This window comes from Kitasatospora sp. NPDC114501, from assembly GCF_055633695.1.
On sequence record NZ_JBVKDS010000001.1, the window covers coordinates 305,828 to 330,727 of the forward strand.

Consider the following 24,900-nt stretch of genomic DNA (forward strand, 5'->3'; position numbering starts at 1 on the left):
CACAATGACGCTCATCCAGCCGCCCCTCATGGTCACCGGCGGAATCCACCCCGCCCGCGCACTGCGCATGATGATCCGGGACCTGTCCCGCGGCTCCCAGGGAGTCACCGAAGGCGGAGACCTTCGGGTCCGCTCCACCCCAACCCCCGGGCCCGGGGTGCGAGTCGGCACCGGCTCCGCGATCGTCCGCGGCGCCACCTGGGGCCAAGGCTCCTACACCCAGTACAACTCGGGCGACCACCTGGTGCCGATCGCCCCGACCGGCGCCGCCGGCCGAACCGACCTGCTGGTGCTTCGAGTTGAAGACCCCGAGTACGAGGGCTCGCGCGACCCCGCGACCGACGACATCGGCTACCTGCACGTCATCCCGGGCGTCTCGGCGACGACCTCGACGCCGCCGCCCGGCATGACCGCGATACCCCTGGCCCGGATTACCCAGCCACCGAACTGCCAGACGATCACCGACGCGATGATCACAGATCTGCGGCAGGTAGCCAACCCCCGGCGGGAGCGCCGCGTCCGCACCATCGGCGGGTTCGCCGACTCGTCGATCCCCCCGGCGGCGACGTGGCAGGACTGGCCGGCAGGCATCGGCGCGAAGGTCACCGTCGACGTTCCGTACTGGGCGACGGGCGCGATCGTCGTCACCAGCCTCCACGGCCTACGGGTCGCCGGCTCGGTGAACATCGCGTGGCGACAGGTCCTCGGCGGCGGCCCGGGCTCCGACAGCTACCTCGACACCGACGCCCTGACCGTCGTGTCGCGGGAGTCCGTCACCATCGTCGACAACTACACGTTCCGCCTGGACCAGCGCGGCACCACCCTGCCCCTTGCCGTGCAGGCCCTGCGCCTGGACACGAGCGGCAACGTCGACCTCAACAACACGACGACCATGCACGTCGACGTCGACTTCGTCGAAGGCACCTACTGATGCCCCCCGTGTACCGGTACTTCACGACCCATGCCCTCACCGGCGAGGTCCTGGCGTACGAACTGCCGCTGGGCGGCGTCTCCTTCGGCTTCGAACGCAACGGGCCCGGCCAGATGCGAGGCACCCTCGACCCGCGGCTCGCCCACCTCGCCCCCAGCCAGGCGGAGGCCGGCACCGTGCTGCTGTGGGCGGCACGCGACCAGCAGCTCGCCTGGGGCGGCCAGATCTGGTCGGCGCGGCCCGAGGGCTCCTCCCTGACGTTGGAGGCCGCCGGGTTCGGCGCCTACCCGAGCCGCCGCCACGACCTGCACGGCAACCTCGGCGGCCGCGGCCCCTACACCGGAGCCGACCCGTGCCAGGTCATCGCCGACACCTGGGCCTACCTCCAAGAGCAGCCGGACGGCGACCTCGGCGTGCACGTCGACCTGCCGCCCGGCGGCTGCCCCGCCCGTCTCGGCGATGCCGAACACCCTTACACCACCAAGGAGTGGGAAGCGCCGCAGCTCTCGGGTGTGATCAGGGACGCCACCGCCCTCGACGGCGGCCCGGAGTGGACGGAGACCGTCGCCTGGGAAGGCGAGCGGCCGGGACGGCGCATCCTCATCGCCTGGCCGCGTCTGGGCACGCGCCGCACCGACCTGCACTTCGCGAGCGGCGTCAACATCACCAAGCCCGAGCCGATCACCAGCAGCGCCGACGACTACGCCCAGGTCGTCGTCGCACTCGGCGCCGGCGACGGCAGCGTGAAAGTCCGGGCGGTGGACGCGGTCCGCGACGGGCGGCTGCGCCTGGAGCACGTCCTCGACCGGCCCTCGGTCACCGACCCCACCGCCCTCGCCCAGATCGCCCGCACCGAACGCGCCCGCCGCCAACAGCTCGCCACCGTCGACGAGATCACCGTCGTCGACCACCCCGCCGCGCCGATCGGCTCCTGGCGGGTCGGCGACGACGTGCAGGTGTCCCTGCACGACGAGTGGGCCGACTTCGCCGGCTGGTGCCGCATCACCGGCTGGACCCTGCGCCCAGCCGAACGCGACCAACCCGAAACCGCCACACTGCGCCTCGACCGCGCCTACACGACCGGAGCCTGATAGTGCCCACCGCCCTGGATGCCCTCGCCACACGCATCGCGACACTGGAAGCAGCCCTCCTCGAACTGTCCCGGTCCTCCAGGCTCTCCCACAGCAGCATCGACGACGGGGCCCTCACCGTGACCTCCGGCGGCCGACTGCGCGCCATCATCGGCCAGCAACCCGACGGCACCACCGCCGTCACCCTCGTCAACGGGCCTGTCCCGCCCACTCCGTCCCCGCCGACCGCGGCACCGGCCCTCGGCGGCATCCGCGTCACCTGGGACGGCACGTTCACCGACGGGGCGGTCAGCCCCCTGGACCTGGCCCATGTCGAAGTCCACGCCTCACCCACCGCTGTCTTCGAGCCGTCGCCCGCCACGCTCGTCACCACCATGAACACCCCGCAAGGCGGCACCGTCATCGCCCCCACCACCGCCCCGGTATGGGTCTCCTTGGTGGCGCGCAGCACCTCCGGCAAGGCGTCGGCGCCGTCGGGCACCGCGACCGCTAGGCCCGCCCCCGTCGTCGCCCAGGAGGTACTGGACGGCATCGTCGGCGATCTCCAACTCGCCGACGACGCCGTGACCGCCGCGAAGGTCGCCGCCGGGGCGATCGGCGAGAAGGCCCTTACCGAAGCCGCCGTGACCGCCAGGAAGCTCGGCGAAGCCGCCGTCGTGGCCGGGAAGCTCGCCGCCGACTCCGTCACCCCGGGCACGGTCGCCGCCGATGCCATCACCGCACGGGAGATCGCCGCCGGAAGCATCAGCACCGGAGAACTCGCCGCAGGAGCGGTCACCACGGCGAACCTCGCCGCTAGCGCCGTCACGGCCGGGCAGCTTGCCGCCAACGCCGTCACCGCATCGAAGATCGCCGCCAACTCGGTCACCGCGGAGCAGCTCGCCGCCGACGCCGTGGCGGCGGGGAAGATCGCCGCCAACGCCGTCACCGCCCGAGAGCTGAAGGCCCTTGCCGTCACGGCCGACAAGATCGCCGCCAACGCCGTGACCGCCGACAAGATCGCCGCGGGCTCGATCACGGCGTCGCTGCTCAGTGCCGACGCCATCGACGGGCGTACCATCAAGGGCGTCACCATCACCGGCGGCACCGTCACTGGCGGCATCCTTCAGACCGGTACGACTGGCCGAAGGGTCGTGCTGGTACCCACCGACCCGGTGAACGGCACGTCCGCCCCGTCCACCCTTCTCTACTCGGGCGCCTCCGCCGAGCGGGCGCCGGCCCGGCTGACCGCCAACGTTCAGGACACGCCTGACGGGAGTGCGCCGAGCAGCACCCTGTCCAGCCCGCAGGTGACACCCGACGGAGCGCACACCAGCCGTCTCGTGCTGTCTGCGGGCGGCCCGGACGCCGGATACGCGCCCCAGGGCCGCGCCACGCTGGAAGCTGTCGGGGGCTGGCAGTCCGGCGGAGCGTCCGTCACTACCACCGCCGGAACGACGTCGGGCTCCGCCGAGGCCACGGTCGTCGCCACCGCCCGGCGCCAGGACAACGCCAAGTCCGCGATCCAGCTGCTCAGCTGCTCCCAGCACATCGTGCAGCTCGTCGACCAGGCCGCCGCCACCTACCTCGACAAGACCGGCCTCACCATCAAGGCGCTGGCCGGCGGGATGCTGCTGCAGAGCAACACCGGCCTTCGCGTACAGGGCGGAGACGTCGTCGTCACCAACGGCACCGTCAGGGCGGAGTCGGCGGCGTGGACGACCCCGTCCTTCCAGAACGGCTGCACCTCGCTGACTGGCTGGCGCTCGGTCGGGATCAAGCGGCGGCCCGACGGTACAGTGATGCTGCGCGGAATCGCGGCCGTACCGGCATCGTTCAGCGGAGGGGTCGTCGCCGTCATCGACGACCCCGCAATGCGCCCCCGGACGGGCGAAGTCTTCACCGTCTCCGCCGCCAACCCGGCAGTCGCGACGCTCTTCCTCCAGCCAGGCGGCACCCTGGAGGTCTGGAACCCGACCGGCAGCTTCGGCGGCTGGATCTCGTTCAGCGGCATCGAGTGGTCAACCGTCGACTAGACCGTGGCACGCTGAGACTGGCGGGCCCGACCGACCTTCCGGGGTCGGGCCCGCAGCACACCCCTAGGCCTGGCGGCCGCCCGGACGCCGCCGGTTCACGGCACGGCGCCGACGGCGCAGAGCAACGCTCTGCTCAGCGTTTCGATCGTTCGACGGGACAGACGACTTGGCCCGCAGGGCAGCCGGACGTCGGATGGCCACACGGTGCAGGTGCGCGACACGCTGGGAGCGGTGCCGGGCAACCAGAACCGGCTGCGGAGACGTGCCCTGGCTACGCGCCAACCACCGGCCGACGGTCTCCGCAGCGATATGGCCAACGGTGTTGGCGAGAATGTCGATGAGAAGGGCGAGAAAAAGGTTGAACACTTCTGGATCTCCGATTCGTTACTCGGCGGAGACCCGTGCGAGAAGCCGCTACGCGGCCAATCGGTACCTGGCAACCACGCACGGGCCACAATGGCCAAGTGGGTGGAACCGGGAGGAGGCGAAGGCAAATCGGCGCTGCGGACAGCGGGCCGTCGCCAACGGGAAGACCTTCGACGAGCAGGATCGTGCCGGACATGCGGAACTTCCGGAGCCGAGTCGGGCCTTGTGTGAGCGCGCCACAAGAGCGATACCGGCAGCGGAGCAGTGCAGCCAGATGTCGGACGCGAATCGGACCATGCGCGAGCACGCCGTGCGTGCCGTGCCGAACGCGGAGTAGCGCGACCACACCTTGAACAGGGGGCGCGCGACGGCCTCTTGCTCCGCCCAGTCAGCGGCAACTTCGCGGAGGTAACAGACGATCGCGCGGCGCAGGTCCGTGCCGGCCCAGGTCGAGTCGGACCAACGCAGAATCGACAGCTGTGCATTGGTCCTGCCTGCGTAGGAGACCACGTCTGCGGTCCGGGTAGGGCGCTTAAGCTGGACGATCTGCATGTCGCCGACGTTAATACGACTCCAGGGACTGCCGGTCGACTCTTCACTCGTAAGAGTGCGTTCTGGTGATATGTCAGCGAATTCCTGTCCTGTGCGGTAGGCCGTACGATGGTTCCGGCGCGGGGAACGCCTGTTCGGAGTAGTCGTTGAGTGTCCCGCCGACCGCAGAACCCACCCTGGGTGAGCTCCAGCGCGCTCTGCTCCAGCTGCGTGAGGACCAGCGGGACGGCATCGCCGGGCTCCGTGAGAATCTACGGACCGACCTCCAGGTTCTCGCCGGCCGGATCGAGCAGGCCGTGACCAAGGACGTGTACGTCGCCGATCAGCGGCTGATCGACCAGCGGCTCGTCGTCATCGAACGAGACCTCACCGCGGAGGCCCGCGCGCGGGAAGCCGCCGAGGCGGCGGCGGTCGCCAACCGGCGGTGGCTGATCGGCGCGTTCCTCGCACCGCTTGTCGTCGCGGCCGTGCAGCTGTGGCTGCTCTCCAAAGGCGCACACGTGTAGGCAGCTGGCGCCGAGTTACACCACCACCTGGTGCGCGGGGGAGAAACGCGAACCACATCTTGGCAACGCCTCTGAGCGCCGACGCCTTCCTCAACTCCCTGCGGAGCGAGGGGCTTTCCGTCACCGAGGTCGGTGACTGGCGCAACCACAACCGCGACTCCAAGGGTGCGTGGGGGCCGGTGCACGGCATCGTGATCCACCACACCGCCACCTCCGGCACCTCCAGCTCCGTGCAGATCTGCCGCGACGGCTACGCCGGGCTGCCGGGCCCGCTGTGCCACGGCGTCATCGACCGCGACGGCGGCGTGCACCTGGTCGGTTACGGCCGGACCAACCACGCCGGCGCGGGCGACGGCGACGTCCTCCAGGCGGTCATCTCCGAGCGGGCCCTGCCCCCGGTCGACCAGGCCAACGTCGATGGAAACGCTCGTTTCTACGGTTTCGAGTGCGTCAACAGCGGGACAGGCTCCGAGGGCTGGCCGGACGGGCAGGTCGAGGCGATGGTGCGGGCCGCCGCCGCGGTGTGCCGGGCGCACGGCTGGTCCGAGCGGTCCGTCATCGGCCACAAGGAGTGGCAGCCGGGCAAGCCGGACCCGGTCGGCATCGACATGGGGGAGTTCCGCGCCCGGGTGGCCGCCCGGCTCGGCAACGGCTCTGCCCCGCAGCCATCCGGCCCGCCGGCGTTCCCCGGCCGGGACGCCTTCGGGCCCGGACGGGTGAACGACTCGATCCTCGCCCTCGGGCAGCAGCTCGTGCGCAAGGGCTTCGGTGGTGCGTACAAGGTCGGCCCGTCTCGGTCCTGGGGCGAAGCAGACCGGGCGAACGTCGCCGCGTTCCAGCGCGCGCAGGGCTGGGGCGGCAGCGACGCCGACGGGCTGCCCGGCCCGTCCACCTGGAGCCGACTGTGGTCCTGACCAACACCTCCGAGAGGAGTGCGGTGAACTTCTACCTGTCCCTGCTGCGTACCGGCGTGCCCGCCCTGGTGGGCTGGCTGGTGGCCGTTGCTGCCCGCTACGGCCTCGACCTTGATGCCACCGCCCTCGCCGGCGTCCTGGTGCCGTTGGTGGCCTTCGTCTACTACGCGGTGTTCAGGGCCGCGGAGCACTACCTCTCGCCCCGGTGGGGCTGGCTGCTCGGCTACGCCATGCCCCCGGCCTACCCGGCAGTGAAGGCAGAGCTGCCCCAGTAGGGGTGACGGCGTGGCGCCTGCCGGTGCCGGTCGGACTGGCCGGACGGAGCTTCTGGCCGGCGCCTCGTCTGCGAGTTACCCGGCCCGTGATGGGGTGAGCCGACAAGGGCCGAAGGCCGGCACCCGCCGGCGACCAAGTTGGGCCCCCGTTCCTTGCGGAATGGGGGCCCGACCTCTTGGATTTCATACTCTATCACCGGGGCTTGATGCCAGGTTTTCCACAGCCTGGGCATATTCTTAATACTCACTTATCACGATGGCAGGGAGTGGCGGAAGTGAGTGTCAAGAGGAAGCCGGTGCTCGTCGGCCACCAGGAGTTCAGCGCGATTTACGACGGGACGGCCCGCAACGTTGCGCAATGGATCCAGCGCGGGCAGCTGGACTACAGCGAGGCGGTGATCGTCAGCGGCCGGGCCTACTGGACGTTGGGCTTCGCGGTGGCCCAGGGCGAGAGGTTCGCGCGCCCAAAGGAGCCGAACATGGCGGTCGTCGAGCAACTGGTGGAGGAGCAGTCTCCGGGGCGTGGTCTTGTGTCCGCACTGACGGTGCAGCGCGCCGACCTGCCGCCGATCGTCGGCCAGCAGGAGATCGCTGCCATCGTCGACGAGGATCCCGCGGCGTTCCTGCCCCGACTGAGTGCCGCGATCAAGGCGAGCGCGTTCCCGGGGCCGGACTGGTCCCTGTCGGGTTCACCGCTGTGGTTGCTGAGCAGCGCCACCGACGGCCTGGAGAGCACGAGCCGCTTCTCCAGGGTCAAGAGCAAGGCCCCCGAGATCAACGGCGAGGTCGTGGAGGCCCTCAAGAGCGGCCGGTACGACGGCCCCGGATCGAAGATCCTCACGAGGGGGGTCAAGAAGAAGAGCTGACCGAAGTTGACCACCCCCATGTGTGAGTATAGAATATAAACAAGAGGGTGGGTGAAGGGTCCGCCCGGCAAAACGGGGGTCACTCATGAGAGCGCGCTCACCGCCGCGCGGTGTCGCGACAGAGGGTGCTCGACCCCCCTCTCGGCGGAGGGGGTGGTCAGGAATTCGACTTGTATGGGGACTCTTGCTTAGTATCCCCATCAAGTTGAGGGGAGAGAGCGCCGTGTCCGCTGTCACTCAGGACCACCTGCCTGGCCTGGAAACCGTCCGCCGCATCGTCGTGCCCGCAACCGGGACGCCCCGCGCGGGGACGATCCAGGAACGGTTCGAGCAGTTCCACGGGGCAAACCCGTGGGTCCTCACCGAGCTGGAGCGGCTCACCGCGGAGTGCATCGACGCGCGCTTCGCCACGATCAGCCTCGGCATGCTCTTCGAACTCGTCCGCTACTCCTACGGCCGCGCCACCCTCGGATCCGACGGCGACTTCCGGCTGAACAACGACTTCAGGTCGCGCTACGCCCGACTTCTCATCGAGCTTCACCCCGAGTGGGCGCCGCGCATCGAAGTCCGTGCCCTGCGTACGGACTGACGTACCGCACCGTCATGACCTCTTGGAGAACCACCCGTGCCACCGAAGATCAAGTCCCGCAAGCCCACCTGCGTCATCCCCTTCCCCTTCATCCTGCTGGAAGGCGAGGAGGGCGCCGGAAAGTCCTACACAGCCATCGAGTTCACGAAGTCCGAGCGCGTCGGCAGTTGCTACGTCCTCGACCTGTCCGAGGGATCTGCCGACGAGTACGGGGCGATCCCCGGCGCCAGGTTCGACGTGATCGAACACGACGGCACCTACGTGGACATCGCCGAGCAGGTCGAGGCCGTCAAGGAGGAAGCCCGCCGCGCCGCCGCAGCTGGCGAGCCCCCTGTCGTCCTCATCGTCGACTCCGGCACCGCCTTGTGGCGGATGCTGTCCGACTGGGCCCATGCCCGGGCCCGCCGCTCCAAGCGCAGCCGAGACAAGCTGCGCGACGACCCCGACGCGAACGTCGACGTCACCCGCAACCTGTGGAACGACTCCGTCAACCGCTGGGAGAGGGTCATCCGCGCTATGCAGACGTTCCCCGGCATAGCGATCATGCTTGCCCGGGGCAAGGAGATCTCGGCGACGAACGAGGACGGCCAGCCCCTGCTGGACGACCGGCGCCGTCCCGTGCGCGAGTGGAAGGTCGGTGCGCAGAAGGACCTCGGTTTCGACGTCACCACATGGGTGCGGATGCGGCGCGACCAGACCCCTGAGCTAGTCAAGGCCCGCACCCTCAAGTTCCGCGTCGAGAGCGGCAAGCCCATGCAGCTGCACGACTTCACCATCGAGCGGCTGGTGTTCGACCTGCTCGGCTGCTCCACCGCCAGCCAGCCCCGACAGATGCCCGTCCTGGTTGGCGACCGTACCGGGCCGTGGATGGAGCGCATCGCCGCCGCCGACGACCGCGACGCCTGCCTGAAGCTGTGGGACGAGCTGGATGCCGGGTCGAAGACCGGCCTGTCCGAGATGGAGTGGCACACCGTCCGAGGGGCGGTCAAGGCCCGCGCCGCCGAGCTCGCCGCCCCGAAGGCCGGCATCGACGACGTCTCGGAGAGCGACGCCGCCCGCCTGCGTGCCGCCGCCGAGGCGCAGCAGGCCGAGGCCGACGCCGAAGTCGTCGGCGAGACCCCAGCCGCGGCCTGACCGACACGGCCGGGCTTCCTCGCCAGGAGCCCGGCCCCGTCGTCACCGCCCGCACCGTACCCCGGCCGGCACGCCGCATACCGCAGCCGCGCTGGCACCTCGGCGTGCCCTCCTGCCGACGGCCCCGCCCCTCACGGGCCCCTGTGCCGTCATGACCTCTTGGAGCAGTACACCCATGTCCACCTCCGTCCTCGACCTACCGGAGTCGCCGTCCATCTGGGTCGCGGCCGACGCCGTCGACCAGGCCCGACCGCGCTCCCGGCAGCGCCAGCTTGGCGCGTCCGACCTCGTGTGCGAGCGCCGCGCCGCGTACATCCACCACGGCTGGGAGCCGACCGACCACGTCGTCAGCCCGGCCGCGATGCTCGGCACCTACATCCACGAAGGCCTGACCACCGCCGCCCGCCGCGAGTTCGGCTGGCTCGTCGAGAAGCGGGTCGCCGACGCGACGATCGGCGGCAGCATCGACATCGTCCAACTCGACCGGGCCACCGCCAGCCAGCTCCCGCGCCGCCTTCGCCCCAGGGTCGCCGCCGACGTGAACACCGTGGAGGACATCAAGACCCGCACCATCTACCGCTGGGACGAGGTGCGGCGCTACGGCGCGACCGCCGGGGAACTGCGCCAGGTCATGACCTACGTGCGGTTGCTGCGCACCGGCGGCTTCGCCGACGTCGACGGCCAGCGGGTCCTGGCCCGGGTCGGCCCGATCGACGTCGAGCGGGTGCGGATGCGGTTCATCTCCCGCGACTCCGGCGAGGAGTTCATCCAGGAGTTCCCCTACGACCCGCAGATCGCCGAAGAGGCGGTGTGGTGGCTGGAGCGGATCACCGAGACCGAGCACCCCGAGCAGGCCCCCAGGACGTTCTACGGGCCCGGCATCGACACCGTGTGCGACTACTGCCCCTTCGCGACTGCCTGTTGGGGCGTGCCGGCGTCCGGGCGGCCCGTGCAGGCCAACATCGTGCACAACCGTGAGGACGTGGCGGTGCACCTGGCGGACTACGCCGACGCGCACAAGGACTGGGCGGAGGCCGACCGGATCAAGAAGTTCGTGCGCAAGGCCGTCGACGGCACCGAAGCGGGGACGTACGGGCGCAACGTCCTGGGGTGGCGGGGCGAGGACAAGGAGGTGGAGGAGCCGGACGTGCGCGCCATGATCGAGCTGTTCGACGACCTCGGCGCGCCGATACCGGTGATCCCCGACGAGGCCCGCATGGTGAAGGCCCTCGTGACGGCCGGCCTCGCGGTGCCCACGCGCAGGGTCGTGAAGAAGGGCCCCCGCCGGATCGAGGTCAAGGCGGCCCCCAAGTGAACGCGGTGCAGCACCAGTTCGCACCGTGCCACCGAGGGGGAGTCCCGCATGTCGATACAACTCATGGTCGCCGCCGCATACCTGCCGCCGGAGGTGATCGGCAAGAACCCCGCCGAGAAGCTGGCGCTGATGAAGATCTGCGACAGCGCGGACGACGAGAGCCGCCTGTCGCGTCCTGGCCTGCGCCGCATGATCGCATGGACCGGCGTGTCGGAGAAGCGCACGATCACCCTGGTCACCAACCTGGTGGCGAGGGGCCTGGTGGAGCGCGTGGAGGTCGGCAAGCCCGGCCGGGCCGCCCTCTACCGGGTGTTCCCGTCCGGTGTGCCGAGCATCCCGGACAGGGACGAGCTGGGCGAGCGTCAACGGGCGGCGGTCGCCGCGCCGCGGAACCCGCGCCTGGCGCGGCCCCGGACTGCGCGTGCTGCCCCGGCGGCCCCGGCGCGTACCTCCCGCGACATCGAGGAGCGGGAACTGCGGGCGGCCGAGCGCCATGGGTCGCCCGAGGGGAACCCACCTCCGCCGGGGTCGAAGGTTCCCCCGGGGGAACCCACGACGTCGCCCGAGGGGAACCCACCAGGTTCCCCTGGGGGAACCCCTTCCTTTCCTTCTCCTTCCTACGTCCTACCTACCCCCCTACCCCCCACGGCTGGCGCCGCGGGGGAGCCAGCGGATCTGGAGGAGTCGCAGGCGCGGCCGTGCTCGCGTCACCGGAAGGTCGCGGCGAACTGCCGGGCCTGCGGAACCAGCGCCCGGGCGCAGCGGCAGGCCGAGGATCGGGACCGTGCGGCGGCGCAGAGGCAGCGGGAGCAGGAGTGGCTGGACGGCTTCCGGAGGGACGCGCAGGCGGCGCGAGAGCAGGCGGAGGCCGGCTCGGAGGCGGTGCAGTCGGCGAGGCGGGAGGCGTTCGAGGCGGTCAGGGCGGCGCGCCAACGCGCCAAATATCACGAATAGGTAACTGGCCGACGGAGCTTGTATCCCCTCACTGAATGAGTATAGAATTTAAACATGAAGAGGGGGGAAGCCCCCAGACGAAGGGAATCGCAATGCTGCCCACGCTCATCGCCGTCAAGGACAACCAGGGGCGCCCCACGTACGCCCTTGACTACTCCAGCATCCTCGACCCGCTCGTCCGCACCATCGCCACCGAGCGCGCCGAGAACGAAGAGATCGACCACGACCTCGACCAGATCGCCGCCCTCGCCCAGAGCGTCAACGCCGCCCCCGACCGGGACGCCGCAGACGCCCCCGCTGCGGAACTGTCCAACTACGTCGACGGCTTCCTCGACTTCCTCGGCCACCGCCGCCACGAACTTCCCGCCGAACCCAACCAGTTCGACATCCAAACCGCCCGGCGTCTCGTCGCCCGGCTCCACGCAATGGCCACCACGCTCGCCGCCTGGTCCGACCGGCACTCCGCAGAGCGCGCCGCCTAGCCCCCCTCGCGGCCGGGGGTCCACGCCCCTGGCCGCCCCGAACTTGTATGGGAACTCACGCAAGAGCGCCACATCATGTACGGAGGAACCGTGCCACCACTCGACACCCCCACCCTCGCCGACACCTACCGGCCGATCACCGACCTCGCCCGCCGGGCCGGCATCCCCTTCCGCCTCGCCGCCCAAGGCCGGCATGCCAGCCTGCACCTGCACCTGCCCGATGGCACGCTCCTGGCCGTCACCGACGACGGCATCGGAGGAGCCGCCGCCCGCAAGCCCAGCGGCGCCACCGGCTGGCAGATCACCCGAACCCTCCCCACCGGCCAGCGAGCCGTCATCTACGACTCCACCCTCCTCGGCGACCACCACCACCTCGGCACCAACCCCAGCCCCGTCCTCGGCGCCATCGCCCGCTACCTGCCACCCCCACCCTCCCCGAAGCCCACCCGCGCCCGACGACGCGGCCTCCTGACCCGCCTGCTGCGCCTCACCTGACCCACCGGCCGACACGACCTCTTGGAGCCCCTGATGACCTTCGCGCCACTGCCCACCCATCCTCATGTCACGAACCCCGAGTGGCAGGCCCGCTACGAGGCCTTCGCACCCCTGACCGACGCATTGCGCCGCCGCGGCTTCGTCACCGACATCACCTTCGACGGCGACACCGAAGCGATCACCGCCGAACTGCCCGACGGCAGCTACCTGCGAATCGACACCGGCGACGAGATTGGAGACCTCCCCGATGACATCGACGCCACCATCGCATGGCGGGTGATCAGGGGCAGCAGCGACAACCCGACCGTCCGCGACACCGTGTACGACTCCACCCCGGACGGGCCCGACCTTCTCAACGGCGCTCTCCTTTCCCCGCTCCTTGTCGCCATCGACACCTACCTCGGAGCGCGAGGAATAGCCCTGCTGACCGTCCCCCACGCCCACCCCGTCGTCGTCACCGTCACCACGATCCACGACCACGGCCCCGCGACCTACGAGGTCAGGAAGTCCTTCCCGAGCGCAAACCGGGAAGCCGCCCGGTACGCCTGGGCGGCCGCACGAAGCCTGCCCGCCGGAATCACCCAGCAGCACCTGAGCCCCGACTGGCCCCGCTACGCGCTGGCCGACCGCGACCGTACCCGAGTCGTCCAGGTGACCCTGGCGGAACTCGCTTCCGGCAGCCGAGCCCCCCAGAGCGCGTGCACCTGCCGGTTCGTCCACCCCCAGACCTCGCAGGAGGACGAGCAACTCGTCCGCGAAATCGCGCACGCCATCAAGATCGGCGACGCGCACGGCGTCTACCTGGCCGCGGCCCGCCTCTTCACCGCGCCCCAATGCCCCGCGCGGATGGCGGGCCCCCATGGCTGACCACGCCGCCAGCCGGCTGGCGACGACGACTTCGACCCGCCCTTGGACTTCACCGAGCTTTTCTGGGCGAGCCCGCCGGTGCCGCCAATCTGGTCCCCCGCAGGGCCAAGGAGTCGCTGCGCCACCCACCCCGGGAACGCCGACACCGCCCCCGCGGCAACAACCCGCACCACTGACAGGCCCGGAATGGAACAGCCCGTGGACGCCCTCCAGATCATCGCCCTCGCCCTGAGCGGCGCCGGCTTCGCCTTGTCTCTCTGGGCGGCCCGCATCGCCTACCGCGCCCGCAACCACCACTGAACACCCAACTCGCCTCGGGCCCGGCCCCCCGCCGGGCCCGAGGCGCCCACCCCCTCTCAGACCTCACCGAAGGACACCGCCATGGGCAGGGCCTACCAGCTCGAAGCCTGCGACCCCACCGTCACCTACTTCCTCGACCACTTCACCCACGACCGCGTCCTGCGCGCCATGGACCGCCTCGGCATGATCCAGGACCTCCACGACCACCTGCTCGACCTCGCGCTCGCCGCCCAGGACAACACCCGGGCCCAAACCGGCGGCCACCCGCCCGTGCACCCGCGGGACGCCGCCATGGCGACGCACCACGGCGTCCTGACGGCCAGCATCCCCAACCCGGTCGGCATCCCCCGGCACAAGCTCACCACCGGCGAAGGCTGGCTGGTCACCCCGGCCGAGATCACCGCCGCCCTCGCCGCCCACCAGCGCGCCCCCTACGAAGACCGGGCCGCCGTGAGCAGCCTCATCGACGACTGGGCGCCGTGGATCGAGTTCCTTCACGCCGCCGGTGACCGAGCGGGGATCCGCAGCAACTGACCTGTCAGGCCGGGCCGCCAGCGGCGGTCGACCCCCAACTTGTATGGGCTCGCATCTATGAGTCCGACATCACCTCTTGGACTACCGCATGACCACCCCCGACAACACCCCGTCTCCGCCCGAGATAGCCCACGCCGTCAACCACTGGCATCTGGCGATCAAGCCCTACCCCGGGCACCTCGTCGACGACCTCCCCAGCCTGACCTGCCCGCCCGTCCAACCCGTGACCGACAACCCCGAGAACTGAGAGGAGCCCCAACCTATGTCCATTACCTTCACCGACTTCCTGTGTGGCGCCGGTGGCTCCTCAACGGGGCTGGCCGAGGCCGGACTTGAGCTCAAGCTGGGCGTCAACCACTGGAGCCTGGCGCTGGCCACCCACGCCGCCAACCACAGCCAGGCCGACCACCTGTGCATCGACGTCTCCGGCATGCCGATGCGCTACCTGCCCAGAACCGACGTGCTGTGGGCATCGGTGATCTGCACCGAGATCAGCCCCGCCGGCGGCCGCCGCCGAGAGACCCCTCAGCTCGACCTCCTCGACGGCGACGACGAGTTCAAAGTCCTGCCCGACGCCGCGTTCGAGAAGACCCGGGTCACGGCGTGGTGCGTCGTGCGGGCCGCCGAGGTTCACCGCTACCGGGCCATCGTGGTGGAGAACGTGCTCGAATTCGCCACCGACTGGGTCTTGTTCACGGCATGGATCGACGCGATGAGGGCGCTCGGCTACAACTACCAGATCACCTCGGCGAGTTCGGCGCACATCGGAGGCGAGAACAACCTTCGGGCCCCGCAGTGGCGCGACCGCATCTACGTCACGTTCACCCGCAAGGGCATGCGCAAGCCCAACCTCACCCCATCCCCGCTGGCGTGGTGCTTCGAGTGCGGCGAGCAGGTCAACGCCGTCCAGACCTGGCGGGACCCGAAGATCAAGATTGGGAAATATGGCAAGCAGTACGACTACCGCTGCCCGAGCACGCGCTGCCGCCACGCCCTCGTCGAACCGTGGGTGCGCCCGGCCAGTGCAGCCATCGACTGGACCGACCTCGGCCAGCGCATCGGCTCCCGCAGCAAGAGGCTCGCCGACACCACGATGCAGCGCATCGAAGCCGGACGCGCGAAGTACCCGTACGAGCCGTACTCGGTCACCCTCACCCACGGCAAAGACGGCGGAGACCGGGCCTACGCGGTCACCGAGCGGCCGATGCCGACCCGCAGCACCAAGCAGGGCGACGCACTGATCGTGCCCGTCGGCGGCAGCTGGAACACCGAGCCCTACCCGGCGCAGCAGCCGCTACGGACCCGCACCACCCGCGAGTCCGAAGCCCTCCTCACCACCCCGTACATCGTGGAGTTCCGCAACAATGCCTCCACCTCCTCGGTCCACGCCCCGATCTCCACGGTCAGCGCGCAGGGCAACCACCACGGCCTCGTCATGCCGGGAGGCCGTGTCGACCCCCGCGACCGCAACACCCTGGTAGTCCCGTACCGCAAGGCCACCGCCAAGCACACCGGCTACCCGCTCCACACGCTGTCCACCCGGGACTCGGCCGCGGTCGTCGTCACCGCGGAGAGCATCGAGGACTGCTGGTTCAGGATGCTGAAGCCCAAGGAGCAGCTAGCCGGACAACGGTTCCCCAGCGACTACATCGTCCTGGGCACCGGCGCCGAACAGACGATGCAAGCGGGCAACGCGGTGTCCTGCAACGTCGCCCACTGGATCGGCCGCCAGCTGCTGGAAGTCCTGTGACCGGCCCCCGCCCGCGGTGGCGCCTGCGCCTGGACCCGCCACCGCGCCGCGCACTCGTCCTCGCGCAGGCCCCCGACCCGCAATGCCGCCACTGCGAAGGCGCCGGCGGCTGGGACGGCGGGCCGCTCCACGACCGCTACGTCACCTGCGTCTGCCACGACCCGAGCCGCCGCCTCACCCTGCTGCGTCTCCACCGGCGCCCCGCCGACCGCCCCTGAACTCCTGTCCGGCCGCCCTCCCCCTTCCGGGGCGGCCGGACAGGGCACCCCCCGACAAGGACCACCAAGCCCGTGTTCACCGCTCTGCCCGACACCGACGTCTTCACCGCCGCGTGCTACCGCGACGACCGCTTCAGCCCCGCCGAAGGCGAATGGGCAAACAAGACCGAACTGATCGAGAAATGCACACCGGCCATGGCCGCCTGCGTGCCCTGCCCCTACCGGGCCATGTGCATCCGCCAGACCCGCCCCCACGCCAGCAAGTTCGACGGCGTCGCCGGCGGCCGCCTGTGGCTCGGCGGTGAAGTCATCAGCACCGTCGACGGCGTCGACGACGTCGACCTGCCGTTGCCCGGCGAGCCCCGCGACACCTGCGGCACCGGGGACGGCCACGAGCGGCACTACGTCGTCGGGGAGCAGCCGTGCGAGCCGTGCCGGGCAGCCGTCGACTCCCCGCCGCGGGTCGAGTCGGAGACCGGCCCGGCGCAGGAACAGCTGCTCCTCACCATCGCGGCCTGACCTGTGCCGCGATCCTCCCGCCGCCGATCCCCTGGCAGCAGCCGAACGGCCCGAAGGGGAGGGTCCGATGGCGCCCGGCGGCCGCAGAGGGCGCACGGCCGAAGCCCGCCCACACCGCGGCCAGGCCCGGCAGCACCTCCAGTAAGTAGCAGCGCGGCCAGGGATGGGGCCGGTCGCGGTCCAGCAATCACCAGCAAGGAAGTACGAACCGGATGAACACCACCGACACCGCGAGCACGCCCACGGAGCCCATCCCTCTGGTCATAGGCCTCGACCTGTCCCTCACCTCCACCGGCATCGCCGGCGTCGACTGGGCCGACGCCCTGCGGCCCAGGAACCTGCGCGGCCACCCCCGACTGGACTGGCACAAGCGGCAGATCACCGACCGGGTCCGGCGCGCGGATCTCGTCGTCCTCGAAGGGGCGGCCTACGGGCACGGCGCGCAGGCCGGGCACCATGAGCTCGGCGGACTGTGGTGGATGGTGACCCAGACGCTGTGGGAGAACGGGATCCCCTACGCCCAGGTCCCACCGGCCTCGCTGAAGATCTACGCGTGCGGGGTCGCCAACCCGGCCAAGGACCACCCCAAGCAGGTGCGCGCCAGGGTGGCGAAGGGCATGGTCCGCGACGCCGTCGCCGAGCGGTACGGCCTGGAGTGCGAAGGCCCGGGACGGTACGACAAGGCGGACGCCGCCGTCCTCGCGCACATGGGCCGCGACTGGCTCGGCCACCCCGTGGTCGCCCTGCCCGAACAGCACCGGCGCGCTCTCGCGGGCGTCACATGGCCACAGATGCACCGGTCGATGGCAAACGAATGAACGTGCGTGGCGTAGAAGGGAATTGATGGGAAAGAACCTGCCGCCGGAGTGGACTCCTATCCGGGAATGAGTATAAAATATAAACACAAGGTTGGAGAAAGGGCCCCGATGAGTCTTCACCGCGAGAACGTCACCTGGCAGCGAGGAGACGGCACCTGGAGCATTGGCTTCTACAAGTTCACCGAACCGTGGGGGTGCGGCGACGACCCCGACGACTACGACCGCGAGTGGGGCGTCGAGTACGACTACAACGCCTTCTGGTACCTGTCGACCGGCCACCCCACCAGCGAAGCCGCCGAGGACGAATACACCAACACCGAGCCCAACCCGGGTGGCATGACGATCGTGCGCTGGGGGCGCCCCGAAAACCGCGAGGAGATCGCCCGCCTCGACGCCATCGCCGCCGGGCACCCCGTCCGACTGGTAGCCGAGGCTCGCGCACGAGAGGCCGAGTTCGCGGCGATCATCGCCCAGTGGAAGTAGCGGTGCCCCGCCGGCCGGGATCCCGCCCCGGCCGGCGCTCCGCCCACGACCAGCCCGCTCACCATCCCGGGGAGAAGCCCATGACCACTGCCGTCGAGCCCGCGGACCTTCGTGACCTCGCAGCACTCGGCCAGCTCCACGACTGGATCGGTCGCAACCACGACCTCATACCCATCGAGGCCGCCGAAGCCGCAGCGATCGTCACCGACACCCTGGCCGGCACGTGGCGACAGATCGGCGAACACGGCGAGACCTTCCCCGAGTGGTTGAGCAGCACCAGTCCCGCCCTCGTGCAACTCCTCGCCGACGTCACCGCCCAAGCCCTGCGGGACCCGTGGACCGGCTCCCACCAGCTGCGCATTGTCCGCCTGGCCCTCGCCGACCACCTCGATCACTGACCCGGAGAACTCATGGACGACCGATTCGCCGTTCGCATCGCACCTGACGGAGCCACGTTCCCCGTCGGCATCTACCGCCGCTGGGCGATCCCGCCGCAGGCCCGTGCCGTCCGGCTTGGCCCCCTCCTTGTCCACACGGCCCCGCAGACGCACGACCGGACCGTCAACCGCTTCGCCAGGCACCTCTGGAGCGAGATCTCCGGAGGCGCCGCCGCCCCCGTGTTCCGCGGGCCGGTCTGGGTCACCCCCCACCCGGATGCCGGCGCCCCGCTGACCCGCAACCGGTGGCACCTCGACCACGTGATCAAGGACATCCTCCGCTCGACGCCGAAGACCAGGCGCCGCCGATGGGACCTGAGCGTGGCCACCGTGCCCGGCAGCCGCCCCGACGGCTTCAGCGGCCACGGCATCGCCTACGACGCCGACTCGGGCCGTCGCGCGGTCGCCCTGTGCGACGCCGGTACCGGGGGCCTCACCGGGGGATACGCTCGACGGCACGCCGAAGCCCTCGCGGCGCGAGCCGTGGAGACGAGCGACCCGCTCAGGGCCCTCCGGCGGCAACTCGATGCCGTCCGCGCGGAGCCGTACTCCTGGGGCGGCTCGCTGTCCGGCGTCATCGTCGCGACCTGGCGCGTACAGGACGCCTTCCTCCGGCTGGCCTGGTCCGGCAGCATCGCGGCCTACTGCCTGCGCACTCCCGGCGACGCGTTCGGGGTGCCCGTCCGAGAGGACCGCGGAGCCGGCCCGGTGGGGCCGCTGGCCTACCGGGAGGTCTCGATGCGTACCGCCAGCTGGCTGGCGCTGGCCACGCCCGGGGCCAACCTGCACGCGACGATCAACCGGGGGCACTTGTACGAGTCCCTGGACTACGGAGACGACCCGAAGGACGCCGCCGGGCGACTTGCCCGCGCCACCACCTCCCCGGGCGCGGAGGGAACCGTGCTGGTCGTCGACCTCCATCACTTCTACAGGAAGTCGGCGGAATAGAGGGGGAGGTGAGAAGTGCCGGCATGGACACCGGCAATGAATGAGTATAGAAGTTAAACATAAGTGAGAGGGGTGCCCAGCTCAAGAAAGGACCTCACATGTACAGCCAGATCGCCGAGATGACCGCGAAGCGCATTCACAACCCGGGCATCAACGCCCGCCCCGTCCTCAACTCCGTGTACGTGGACGTCACCCCGGACGACGACCGCACCGTGAAGATCCAGTTCGGCCCGGGCTCCGGCCGCGGCGAGACCCGCGTCGAGATCATCCTCCTGGACGAGCGGAAGGCCGCCCTCGACACCGTCGGTGACGCCTTCGACACCAACTGGGCCGCCACCAAGGCCTACGACGCGCTGTTCGCCGCGACCGAGGTCTGGTACCCGGCCGCCGCCTGATCCGGCTCGACACGGGGGCCGCCGCCCGGCGGCCCCCGGCCCCACTCGCACCAACACCCGGAGAGACCGTGCTTCTTCGCCTCGTGATCGCCGCCGCCCTCGTCGCCCCGGCCCCGGCCCAGCTCACCGGATGGCGCGTCGCCATCCACGTCCAAGGCCCCACGATGAGCGTCGCCCGGATCATGCACGAACCCCTGTGCGCGAGCACCAGTAACCACCTGACCGAGACCCTGCTCGAAGCCGGCTATGAGTCCTACGGCGTACTCGCCCAGAGCGGCACCGACGCGGCCAACCGGGTCCGCCAGCTCTACGGCATCCACGCGGAGCCCGCACCGGGCGAGTACTCGCCCGCGGCCGACTGCTGAAGCGGATCCGGAGCCGAAAGCCCAGCCCGAACCCGAACCGACGAAGGAAGACCGACATGCCCACAAGCAACGCGCCGCTCACCCCCAAGCCGCACGAGCGCACCGAGAGCCAGGCCAACGCCGTACTCGTCAACCCGGCCGGTGAGACCGCGCCGGTGCACCTGCCGACCGGCCCCGGCGCCCGGCGCGCCGCGGCCTCGCAGCACCTCGGAGGCGAAGCCGACTACACCGGCTACACCGCGACGTGCCCGCACGGCACGCCCGTCCTCTCCGCCGCCGTCGCGAAGGACGGCGACACCCTGCCGGTGAACCTGCCCGCGAGTCTCGCCCTGGACCTGCTCCGGGACGAACCCGCGCTGCTCACCCTGACCGGCCCGGTCCTCTTCCTCGGGCCCCCCGACGTCGACGGGCAGTTCACCAACCTCACGGACAAGCAGGTCCAAGGCCTCGAAAGGCTGCTGGCCGTGGTGCGAAGCGACCTCCGGCCCCCGGTCGGCCCGTGAAGATCCGCATCGACCTGCACATCTCCCTCGACGCCGAACGCTGGGCCGACGAAGCGGGCTCGGATCCGTGGGACGCCGCACGGGACGCCTGCTGGTACGTGTCCGACGCCCGGGACTGCATCCCGCACCTCGGAGAGGACGGCTGCCCGGCGGACCTGCGGGCCGTGCCCGGCTGGACCGAGGAGCAGGACCTCCTCGGCGCGGTCGAGATCCGCACGATGTGGCTGCTGGAGTGCCCGGCAGGCGACTGGATCGCCTGGCGGGAAGACCCCGGCCCGTACGGCACCGCCTACACGGTCCCACCCGGGAAGGCCCGGGAGGACCTGGCCCGCACCGTCGTCGAAGGCCTCGTCGGCATGGCCCAGTTCGCCGACTCCCAGGCCGTCATGACCCTCACCCGCCCGTGGCACCAGATCTACGACAACCACTGGCGCACATACCCGGAGCAGCGGCCGTAGCGCCGACACCACACGCGCTGGTAGCGACAGGGAAAGGGTCCGACCCTGTGCTGACCGCCCAGGAATACATCACCTGCGCCGACTGCGCGTTCATCGTCGAACCCGGAGGCCTCGTCGGCCTGGTCTTCGACGACCTGTGCTGCGAGGACTGCGTATACGCCCACGAGTGGGCCACCAACGGGCTCTGAGCCCGAACCCGACCAAGGAGACTTCAGCCATGCCCAAGAGCACCTTCGCGTTCGCCGTCGACCCCGACGGCGAGCAGGACGAGATCCCCAACCCGCCGGAGCCCACCGGCCAGCGGGAGGTCCTCATCCGGAACCTCGGCGAGGGCTACTCGTCGCTGCCGATCGGCCGCTACACCATGCACTGCCGACACCCGGAGGCCGAGGAGGAAGCCAACCGGTACGGCCAGCAGATGTGGTCCGCAATCGCGGGCGGCGGGGGACGGGCTCCGTTCTTCCGCGGGTCGGTCCTCGTCACCGGCCGCCGGCGCCCCGACGGCACCTACGCGGACCTGTCCCGGACCGACGTCGACCGCCTGTCCGAGGCCGCGAACTCCACGCTGTGGGTGCGCCCCGCAGGCCCCTCGATCGGCGGGGCGCAGCTGCGGGGTCAGCGGGACAAGCAGTGCGACGCTCTCGCCGTGCACCGTGACCGGAACAGCGGGGTGTGGGCGTTCGTGGTCTGCGACGGCGTCGGGGACACCGACGAGACGGCCGCGTTCGCCCGGTACGCCGCCGTGCGACTGGCGTACCTCGCCTCGGAGCTGGGCTCCCCGGGCGACGCGATCCGGCGGGTGCGGGACGAACTGCCGGACTGGTACCGGCGAACCGGAGTCGCGGACGGGACCGCCTCCACCGCGGCGCTGGCGACCTGGCACCCCGACTGGGACGAGGTGCGCATCGCCTGGTCGGGTGACTCCCGGGTCTGGGCGTTCAGCCCGTCGGGGCGCAGCGAACTGGTGACCGAGGATCACAACGTGGCCGCCGTGAAGCGGCGCCTCGGTGAGCCGGTGGGCCGGTGGGATCACAACGAACTGCTGGCGGAGGTCGGCTACGGGAGTATCGGGGAGCGGACCGTGCGCCGGGACCTCGTCGACACGCTCGTGCTGTGCACGGACGGCGCCTACCACCCGCTGGAGAAGAGCGGCGCCACGCGCGCGGCCATCGACCGGTACTCCTACGTGACCCTCGACCGCTCCCTGGTCAAGTCGGCGGCCGGAGACCTGATCGCCGACGCGGTGGAGCAGGCCGTCACCGATTCCCGTATGAGTAGTGACGGGGGGCGGGCCGACAACGCCACGGCGCTCGTGGCGGCCCTTCCGAAGCTCTGACCTGGGAGAATGTAGCGCCGTCCACCCCTTGAGAATCCTCCAGCGAAGTGGACCCCCATCATGAGTGAGTATAGAATCTAAACACAAAGGGAGGGGGGAGGCCCCCACCCGCCAGGGAGGGAACCACCGTGAACGCGCTCACCGCCGCTGCCGAAGAGGCCCGCCACTACGCCAGCCTCGCCCGCTCACGCGCCGCCCGCGCCGAGCAGGACCTCACCACCTGACCAACCCACCCGGCCCGGGGCAGCGGCCCCGGGCCAACCAACGATCGGAGAACACCATGACCCTCCTCGGCAGCATCGACTCCATGCGCTACCTCGGCACCGTCACGATGCGGGGCCCCGAGCACCACGAAACCGCCATCCTCGACGCCATCACCTCGGCCGACTCCTTCAGTCTCCGGGCCGCCAACAACGCCTTCACCATGGTCGAGCACTCGATCACCATCGGCTGGAGCGTCCGGCCCGACGCCTTCCGGGATCTGACCTTCACCCAGTTCCACGAACTCGTCTGGAACCGCCACTACGCCGACCTGTACCGGCACTGCCTCGCGCTGGACGCCGACGCCGACCGCATCGCCGAGGTCGCCTCGGGAATCGCCGTCGCCCTGGTCGACGACCCGCAGCTCAACCCCTGACCACCCGGCCCGGCCGCCCCGCGGCGGCCGGGCCCCGCCCACCCCTCCTCACCAGCCCCGAAAGGCCACAACCGCCATGCCCGCCAGTAACACCCGAACCGGCCACAGCACCCTCGCCGAGGAACTCGGCTTCGTCCCCGAGCAGCACTTGACCGAGGTGGTGCGGACGATCGTGGGCCACGCGGCGTGCCCCGAACTCGTCATGGCCACCGGCACGCTCCTCCAGCTAGCGACCACGATCTCCTGGGCCCGCCGCCCCTACCACCTGCTCGCCCTCGACATCGCCCAGTACCACGACCTCGTCGCCCACTTCCACTACCCCGACCTGTTCCACACCGCGCTGCACCACGCCGGAGACCTCCGCGCCGTCGACCACATCGCCGACCTCGTCGGCGCCGAACTCGCAGACAATCCCCACCTTCACCACTGACCGGCACCACCGACGGAGCGCACCATGACCGAGCCCGAACCCACCGTGGCCAGCACTCTGACCGACACCGTGCTCTCCCTCGCCGGCCTCGGCACCCTGCAGGCGGCCATGCAGGGGGAGCCGCCCCGCCTCGACGTGATCGTCCACCGCGACGCCTTGACCGCCCGCACCGTGATCCACGGCTACCTCGACGGGCACGCTCTGGGGGCTCGGCCCAAGCACCACCGTCTGGCGCGGGGGCGTGCTCGCCGAGGCCGACACCGAGCGCCTCGCCCTGGCGGAGAAGGCCGCCATCTTCAGGCACCGGGACAACCTGCTTAACGGCGCGACGATGATCGCCGCCGTCGGCAGAGCGGAGGCGATGCTTGCCGGAGTCGCGGCGGACAAGGCGGCCTGACCATGGGATGAGAAGTGGACGCCCAACATATATGAGTATAAAATCTAAACATAAAAGAGGGCCTCGCGGGGAGGTCGCTCGCGACAAGAGTTAACACTCGGACCCGGCTGCGCCGGATTGGCGCGCCGATGGCGCCATCATAATTGAGTATAGAATTTAAACATTACCGGTTGGGTTCACCCCACCCGCGAAGGGACCACACCGTGCTCCTCACCACCACCACCCTCACCACCACCTTCCAGGACCTCGCGACCCGCCTCGACGGCTACACCCCCAGCCCCCGCCCCGGTGACGACCCCGACGTCCAGCGCCTCACCAACCGCGAAGGCCGAAGCATCGGCGCCCGCATCCGACTCGACGGCGTGACCCTCCAACTCTGGGTCACCGCACCCGGCCGCTGCCCCAAGGAGCCCCAGCCCACCCGCCGCGGCGCCCTCCCTCCCGGCAGCAGCTACCACGCCGTCATACACCTCCACGGCCTCGACGGCGACCCGGCCGAGCTCATCCACGCCACGCTCCTCCGCGACCTGCTGCCCACCTTCGACAACGCGCCCCTCTACGTCGGCCACCGCCCCTGGGAAACCACCACCACCAACCAGCCGGACGCCCCGGCACCGACCGAATCCGACCCGCACAGCCCCACGCCCACCGACACCACCGACCCGGCCGCCCCTACGCCGACGACCCCGGACACGAGCGAGCCCGACACCCCCACCGACCCCACACCCGCACAGCCCTCCGACACCCCCAAGCCCAACGCCAAGGCCCCCCGCGAGCGCGCGGCCACCCCGCCCCGAACCCCGGCCGACAAGCCGACCCGAACCCGCAAGACCGCCACCAAGGCCGCCGGCACCAAGCCCACCGCCGCCCGCAAGGCAACGACCAAGGTCACCGCCAAGAAGAAAACGACCACCCGCACCAGCACGCCCCGCACCCGCAAGACCAGCGCCGCATCCACCAGCCAGAACTAACCGCCCCCGGGAACCGGCCGCAGCCCACTGACCCGCCAACGCCACCCGC

Annotated in this window: 33 protein-coding genes; all 33 read left to right on the forward strand. The window is 70.5% G+C overall.

Features of this window, described 5'->3' with window-relative positions:
* Positions 1–4 precede the first annotated feature (4 nt).
* The 33 genes from ACZ7RU_RS01400 (at position 5) to ACZ7RU_RS01560 (ending at position 24,851) form a co-directional block, all read left to right on the forward strand.
* On the forward strand, positions 5–931 hold the full coding sequence (locus ACZ7RU_RS01400; protein ID WP_470338912.1) for a hypothetical protein: 927 nt from the start codon (positions 5–7) through the stop codon (positions 929–931).
* The gene (locus ACZ7RU_RS01405; RefSeq protein WP_470338913.1) at positions 931–2,022 is read left to right on the forward strand and encodes a hypothetical protein; all 1,092 of its coding nucleotides are present in this window, start codon (positions 931–933) and stop codon (positions 2,020–2,022) included. Before ACZ7RU_RS01400 ends, ACZ7RU_RS01405 begins: the two co-directional genes overlap by 1 nt.
* A gap of 2 nt (positions 2,023–2,024) precedes the next feature.
* A complete protein-coding gene (locus tag ACZ7RU_RS01410; protein ID WP_470338914.1) occupies positions 2,025–4,037 on the forward strand; it encodes a hypothetical protein in 2,013 nt (670 codons plus the stop codon).
* A gap of 1,064 nt (positions 4,038–5,101) precedes the next feature.
* Positions 5,102–5,461 (forward strand): hypothetical protein, encoded by a 360-nt coding sequence (locus tag ACZ7RU_RS01415; protein ID WP_470338915.1) that lies wholly within the window; start codon positions 5,102–5,104, stop codon positions 5,459–5,461.
* Positions 5,462–5,520: 59 nt separating this feature from the next.
* Positions 5,521–6,375 (forward strand): peptidoglycan-binding protein, encoded by an 855-nt coding sequence (locus ACZ7RU_RS01420; RefSeq protein ID WP_470338916.1) that lies wholly within the window; start codon positions 5,521–5,523, stop codon positions 6,373–6,375.
* Positions 6,366–6,650 carry a hypothetical protein gene (locus tag ACZ7RU_RS01425; RefSeq protein ID WP_470338917.1) on the forward strand — a complete coding sequence of 95 codons (285 nt, stop codon included), beginning with the start codon at positions 6,366–6,368 and terminating at the stop codon, positions 6,648–6,650. Before ACZ7RU_RS01420 ends, ACZ7RU_RS01425 begins: the two co-directional genes overlap by 10 nt.
* Positions 6,651–6,925: 275 nt before the next feature.
* Positions 6,926–7,516 (forward strand): hypothetical protein, encoded by a 591-nt coding sequence (locus ACZ7RU_RS01430; protein ID WP_470338918.1) that lies wholly within the window; start codon positions 6,926–6,928, stop codon positions 7,514–7,516.
* A gap of 223 nt (positions 7,517–7,739) precedes the next feature.
* Positions 7,740–8,105: a hypothetical protein gene (locus ACZ7RU_RS01435; RefSeq protein ID WP_470338919.1), complete on the forward strand. Its 366-nt coding sequence runs from the start codon at positions 7,740–7,742 to the stop codon at positions 8,103–8,105.
* 36 nt (positions 8,106–8,141) lie between these two features.
* Positions 8,142–9,239, forward strand: a complete 1,098-nt coding sequence (locus ACZ7RU_RS01440) for an AAA family ATPase (protein ID WP_470338920.1) — start codon at positions 8,142–8,144, stop codon at positions 9,237–9,239.
* Positions 9,240–9,414: 175 nt separating this feature from the next.
* Complete coding sequence (locus ACZ7RU_RS01445) at positions 9,415–10,554, forward strand: PD-(D/E)XK nuclease family protein (protein WP_470338921.1); 1,140 nt, start codon at positions 9,415–9,417, stop codon at positions 10,552–10,554.
* A gap of 48 nt (positions 10,555–10,602) precedes the next feature.
* A complete protein-coding gene (locus ACZ7RU_RS01450) occupies positions 10,603–11,508 on the forward strand; it encodes a hypothetical protein (protein ID WP_470338922.1) in 906 nt (301 codons plus the stop codon).
* Between the two features lie 92 nt (positions 11,509–11,600).
* Positions 11,601–11,990, forward strand: coding sequence for a hypothetical protein (locus tag ACZ7RU_RS01455; RefSeq protein ID WP_470338923.1), 390 nt, complete (start codon positions 11,601–11,603; stop codon positions 11,988–11,990).
* Positions 11,991–12,080: 90 nt separating this feature from the next.
* Positions 12,081–12,485: a hypothetical protein gene (locus tag ACZ7RU_RS01460; RefSeq protein WP_470338924.1), complete on the forward strand. Its 405-nt coding sequence runs from the start codon at positions 12,081–12,083 to the stop codon at positions 12,483–12,485.
* Between the two features lie 33 nt (positions 12,486–12,518).
* Positions 12,519–13,352 carry a hypothetical protein gene (locus tag ACZ7RU_RS01465; RefSeq protein ID WP_470338925.1) on the forward strand — a complete coding sequence of 278 codons (834 nt, stop codon included), beginning with the start codon at positions 12,519–12,521 and terminating at the stop codon, positions 13,350–13,352.
* 381 nt (positions 13,353–13,733) lie between these two features.
* The gene (locus ACZ7RU_RS01470; protein ID WP_470338926.1) at positions 13,734–14,186 is read left to right on the forward strand and encodes a hypothetical protein; all 453 of its coding nucleotides are present in this window, start codon (positions 13,734–13,736) and stop codon (positions 14,184–14,186) included.
* Between the two features lie 88 nt (positions 14,187–14,274).
* Positions 14,275–14,433: a hypothetical protein gene (locus ACZ7RU_RS01475; protein WP_470338927.1), complete on the forward strand. Its 159-nt coding sequence runs from the start codon at positions 14,275–14,277 to the stop codon at positions 14,431–14,433.
* Positions 14,434–14,448: 15 nt separating this feature from the next.
* Positions 14,449–15,936 carry a DNA cytosine methyltransferase gene (locus ACZ7RU_RS01480; RefSeq protein WP_470338928.1) on the forward strand — a complete coding sequence of 496 codons (1,488 nt, stop codon included), beginning with the start codon at positions 14,449–14,451 and terminating at the stop codon, positions 15,934–15,936.
* Positions 15,933–16,154: a hypothetical protein gene (locus tag ACZ7RU_RS01485; protein WP_470338929.1), complete on the forward strand. Its 222-nt coding sequence runs from the start codon at positions 15,933–15,935 to the stop codon at positions 16,152–16,154. Before ACZ7RU_RS01480 ends, ACZ7RU_RS01485 begins: the two co-directional genes overlap by 4 nt.
* Before the next feature lie 72 nt (positions 16,155–16,226).
* A complete protein-coding gene (locus tag ACZ7RU_RS01490) occupies positions 16,227–16,673 on the forward strand; it encodes a hypothetical protein (RefSeq protein ID WP_470338930.1) in 447 nt (148 codons plus the stop codon).
* 212 nt (positions 16,674–16,885) lie between these two features.
* Positions 16,886–17,491: a hypothetical protein gene (locus ACZ7RU_RS01495; RefSeq protein ID WP_470338931.1), complete on the forward strand. Its 606-nt coding sequence runs from the start codon at positions 16,886–16,888 to the stop codon at positions 17,489–17,491.
* 108 nt (positions 17,492–17,599) lie between these two features.
* Complete coding sequence (locus tag ACZ7RU_RS01500; protein WP_470338932.1) at positions 17,600–17,974, forward strand: hypothetical protein; 375 nt, start codon at positions 17,600–17,602, stop codon at positions 17,972–17,974.
* An 80-nt stretch (positions 17,975–18,054) separates the two neighbouring features.
* Complete coding sequence (locus ACZ7RU_RS01505) at positions 18,055–18,372, forward strand: hypothetical protein (protein ID WP_470338933.1); 318 nt, start codon at positions 18,055–18,057, stop codon at positions 18,370–18,372.
* A 12-nt stretch (positions 18,373–18,384) separates the two neighbouring features.
* Positions 18,385–19,359 carry a hypothetical protein gene (locus ACZ7RU_RS01510; RefSeq protein ID WP_470338934.1) on the forward strand — a complete coding sequence of 325 codons (975 nt, stop codon included), beginning with the start codon at positions 18,385–18,387 and terminating at the stop codon, positions 19,357–19,359.
* A gap of 98 nt (positions 19,360–19,457) precedes the next feature.
* Positions 19,458–19,754 carry a hypothetical protein gene (locus ACZ7RU_RS01515; RefSeq protein ID WP_470338935.1) on the forward strand — a complete coding sequence of 99 codons (297 nt, stop codon included), beginning with the start codon at positions 19,458–19,460 and terminating at the stop codon, positions 19,752–19,754.
* Between the two features lie 68 nt (positions 19,755–19,822).
* Positions 19,823–20,119, forward strand: coding sequence for a hypothetical protein (locus tag ACZ7RU_RS01520; RefSeq protein WP_470338936.1), 297 nt, complete (start codon positions 19,823–19,825; stop codon positions 20,117–20,119).
* A 56-nt stretch (positions 20,120–20,175) separates the two neighbouring features.
* A complete protein-coding gene (locus ACZ7RU_RS01525) occupies positions 20,176–20,622 on the forward strand; it encodes a hypothetical protein (RefSeq protein WP_470338937.1) in 447 nt (148 codons plus the stop codon).
* Positions 20,619–21,080, forward strand: a complete 462-nt coding sequence (locus ACZ7RU_RS01530) for a hypothetical protein (protein WP_470338938.1) — start codon at positions 20,619–20,621, stop codon at positions 21,078–21,080. Before ACZ7RU_RS01525 ends, ACZ7RU_RS01530 begins: the two co-directional genes overlap by 4 nt.
* Positions 21,081–21,127: 47 nt before the next feature.
* Complete coding sequence (locus ACZ7RU_RS01535; protein WP_470338939.1) at positions 21,128–21,268, forward strand: hypothetical protein; 141 nt, start codon at positions 21,128–21,130, stop codon at positions 21,266–21,268.
* 29 nt (positions 21,269–21,297) lie between these two features.
* Positions 21,298–22,416, forward strand: a complete 1,119-nt coding sequence (locus tag ACZ7RU_RS01540; RefSeq protein WP_470338940.1) for a PP2C family protein-serine/threonine phosphatase — start codon at positions 21,298–21,300, stop codon at positions 22,414–22,416.
* Positions 22,417–22,696: 280 nt separating this feature from the next.
* Positions 22,697–23,053, forward strand: a complete 357-nt coding sequence (locus ACZ7RU_RS01545; RefSeq protein WP_470338941.1) for a hypothetical protein — start codon at positions 22,697–22,699, stop codon at positions 23,051–23,053.
* A 76-nt stretch (positions 23,054–23,129) separates the two neighbouring features.
* Positions 23,130–23,483, forward strand: a complete 354-nt coding sequence (locus ACZ7RU_RS01550; protein ID WP_470338942.1) for a hypothetical protein — start codon at positions 23,130–23,132, stop codon at positions 23,481–23,483.
* Between the two features lie 241 nt (positions 23,484–23,724).
* On the forward strand, positions 23,725–23,880 hold the full coding sequence (locus ACZ7RU_RS01555) for a hypothetical protein (RefSeq protein ID WP_470338943.1): 156 nt from the start codon (positions 23,725–23,727) through the stop codon (positions 23,878–23,880).
* A 203-nt stretch (positions 23,881–24,083) separates the two neighbouring features.
* Positions 24,084–24,851, forward strand: a complete 768-nt coding sequence (locus tag ACZ7RU_RS01560; RefSeq protein WP_470338944.1) for a hypothetical protein — start codon at positions 24,084–24,086, stop codon at positions 24,849–24,851.
* The last annotated feature ends 49 nt before the right edge of the window (positions 24,852–24,900 follow it).

What these genes read in the sequence shown, in the direction of transcription:
- ACZ7RU_RS01500 (WP_470338932.1), top strand. Translation starts at nt 17,600, where the DNA reads ATGAGTCTTCACCGCGAGAACGTCACCTGGCAGCGAGGAGACGGCACC.
- ACZ7RU_RS01480 (WP_470338928.1), top strand. Translation starts at nt 14,449, where the DNA reads ATGTCCATTACCTTCACCGACTTCCTGTGTGGCGCCGGTGGCTCCTCA.
- ACZ7RU_RS01540 (WP_470338940.1), top strand. Translation starts at nt 21,298, where the DNA reads ATGCCCAAGAGCACCTTCGCGTTCGCCGTCGACCCCGACGGCGAGCAG.
- ACZ7RU_RS01505 (WP_470338933.1), top strand. Translation starts at nt 18,055, where the DNA reads ATGACCACTGCCGTCGAGCCCGCGGACCTTCGTGACCTCGCAGCACTC.
- ACZ7RU_RS01525 (WP_470338937.1), top strand. Translation starts at nt 20,176, where the DNA reads ATGCCCACAAGCAACGCGCCGCTCACCCCCAAGCCGCACGAGCGCACC.
- ACZ7RU_RS01465 (WP_470338925.1), top strand. Translation starts at nt 12,519, where the DNA reads ATGACCTTCGCGCCACTGCCCACCCATCCTCATGTCACGAACCCCGAG.
- ACZ7RU_RS01495 (WP_470338931.1), top strand. Translation starts at nt 16,886, where the DNA reads ATGAACACCACCGACACCGCGAGCACGCCCACGGAGCCCATCCCTCTG.
- ACZ7RU_RS01455 (WP_470338923.1), top strand. Translation starts at nt 11,601, where the DNA reads ATGCTGCCCACGCTCATCGCCGTCAAGGACAACCAGGGGCGCCCCACG.
- ACZ7RU_RS01400 (WP_470338912.1), top strand. Translation starts at nt 5, where the DNA reads ATGACGCTCATCCAGCCGCCCCTCATGGTCACCGGCGGAATCCACCCC.
- ACZ7RU_RS01445 (WP_470338921.1), top strand. Translation starts at nt 9,415, where the DNA reads ATGTCCACCTCCGTCCTCGACCTACCGGAGTCGCCGTCCATCTGGGTC.
- ACZ7RU_RS01470 (WP_470338926.1), top strand. Translation starts at nt 13,734, where the DNA reads ATGGGCAGGGCCTACCAGCTCGAAGCCTGCGACCCCACCGTCACCTAC.
- ACZ7RU_RS01515 (WP_470338935.1), top strand. Translation starts at nt 19,458, where the DNA reads ATGTACAGCCAGATCGCCGAGATGACCGCGAAGCGCATTCACAACCCG.
- ACZ7RU_RS01550 (WP_470338942.1), top strand. Translation starts at nt 23,130, where the DNA reads ATGCCCGCCAGTAACACCCGAACCGGCCACAGCACCCTCGCCGAGGAA.
- ACZ7RU_RS01510 (WP_470338934.1), top strand. Translation starts at nt 18,385, where the DNA reads ATGGACGACCGATTCGCCGTTCGCATCGCACCTGACGGAGCCACGTTC.
- ACZ7RU_RS01545 (WP_470338941.1), top strand. Translation starts at nt 22,697, where the DNA reads ATGACCCTCCTCGGCAGCATCGACTCCATGCGCTACCTCGGCACCGTC.
- ACZ7RU_RS01450 (WP_470338922.1), top strand. Translation starts at nt 10,603, where the DNA reads ATGTCGATACAACTCATGGTCGCCGCCGCATACCTGCCGCCGGAGGTG.
- ACZ7RU_RS01405 (WP_470338913.1), top strand. Translation starts at nt 931, where the DNA reads ATGCCCCCCGTGTACCGGTACTTCACGACCCATGCCCTCACCGGCGAG.
- ACZ7RU_RS01475 (WP_470338927.1), top strand. Translation starts at nt 14,275, where the DNA reads ATGACCACCCCCGACAACACCCCGTCTCCGCCCGAGATAGCCCACGCC.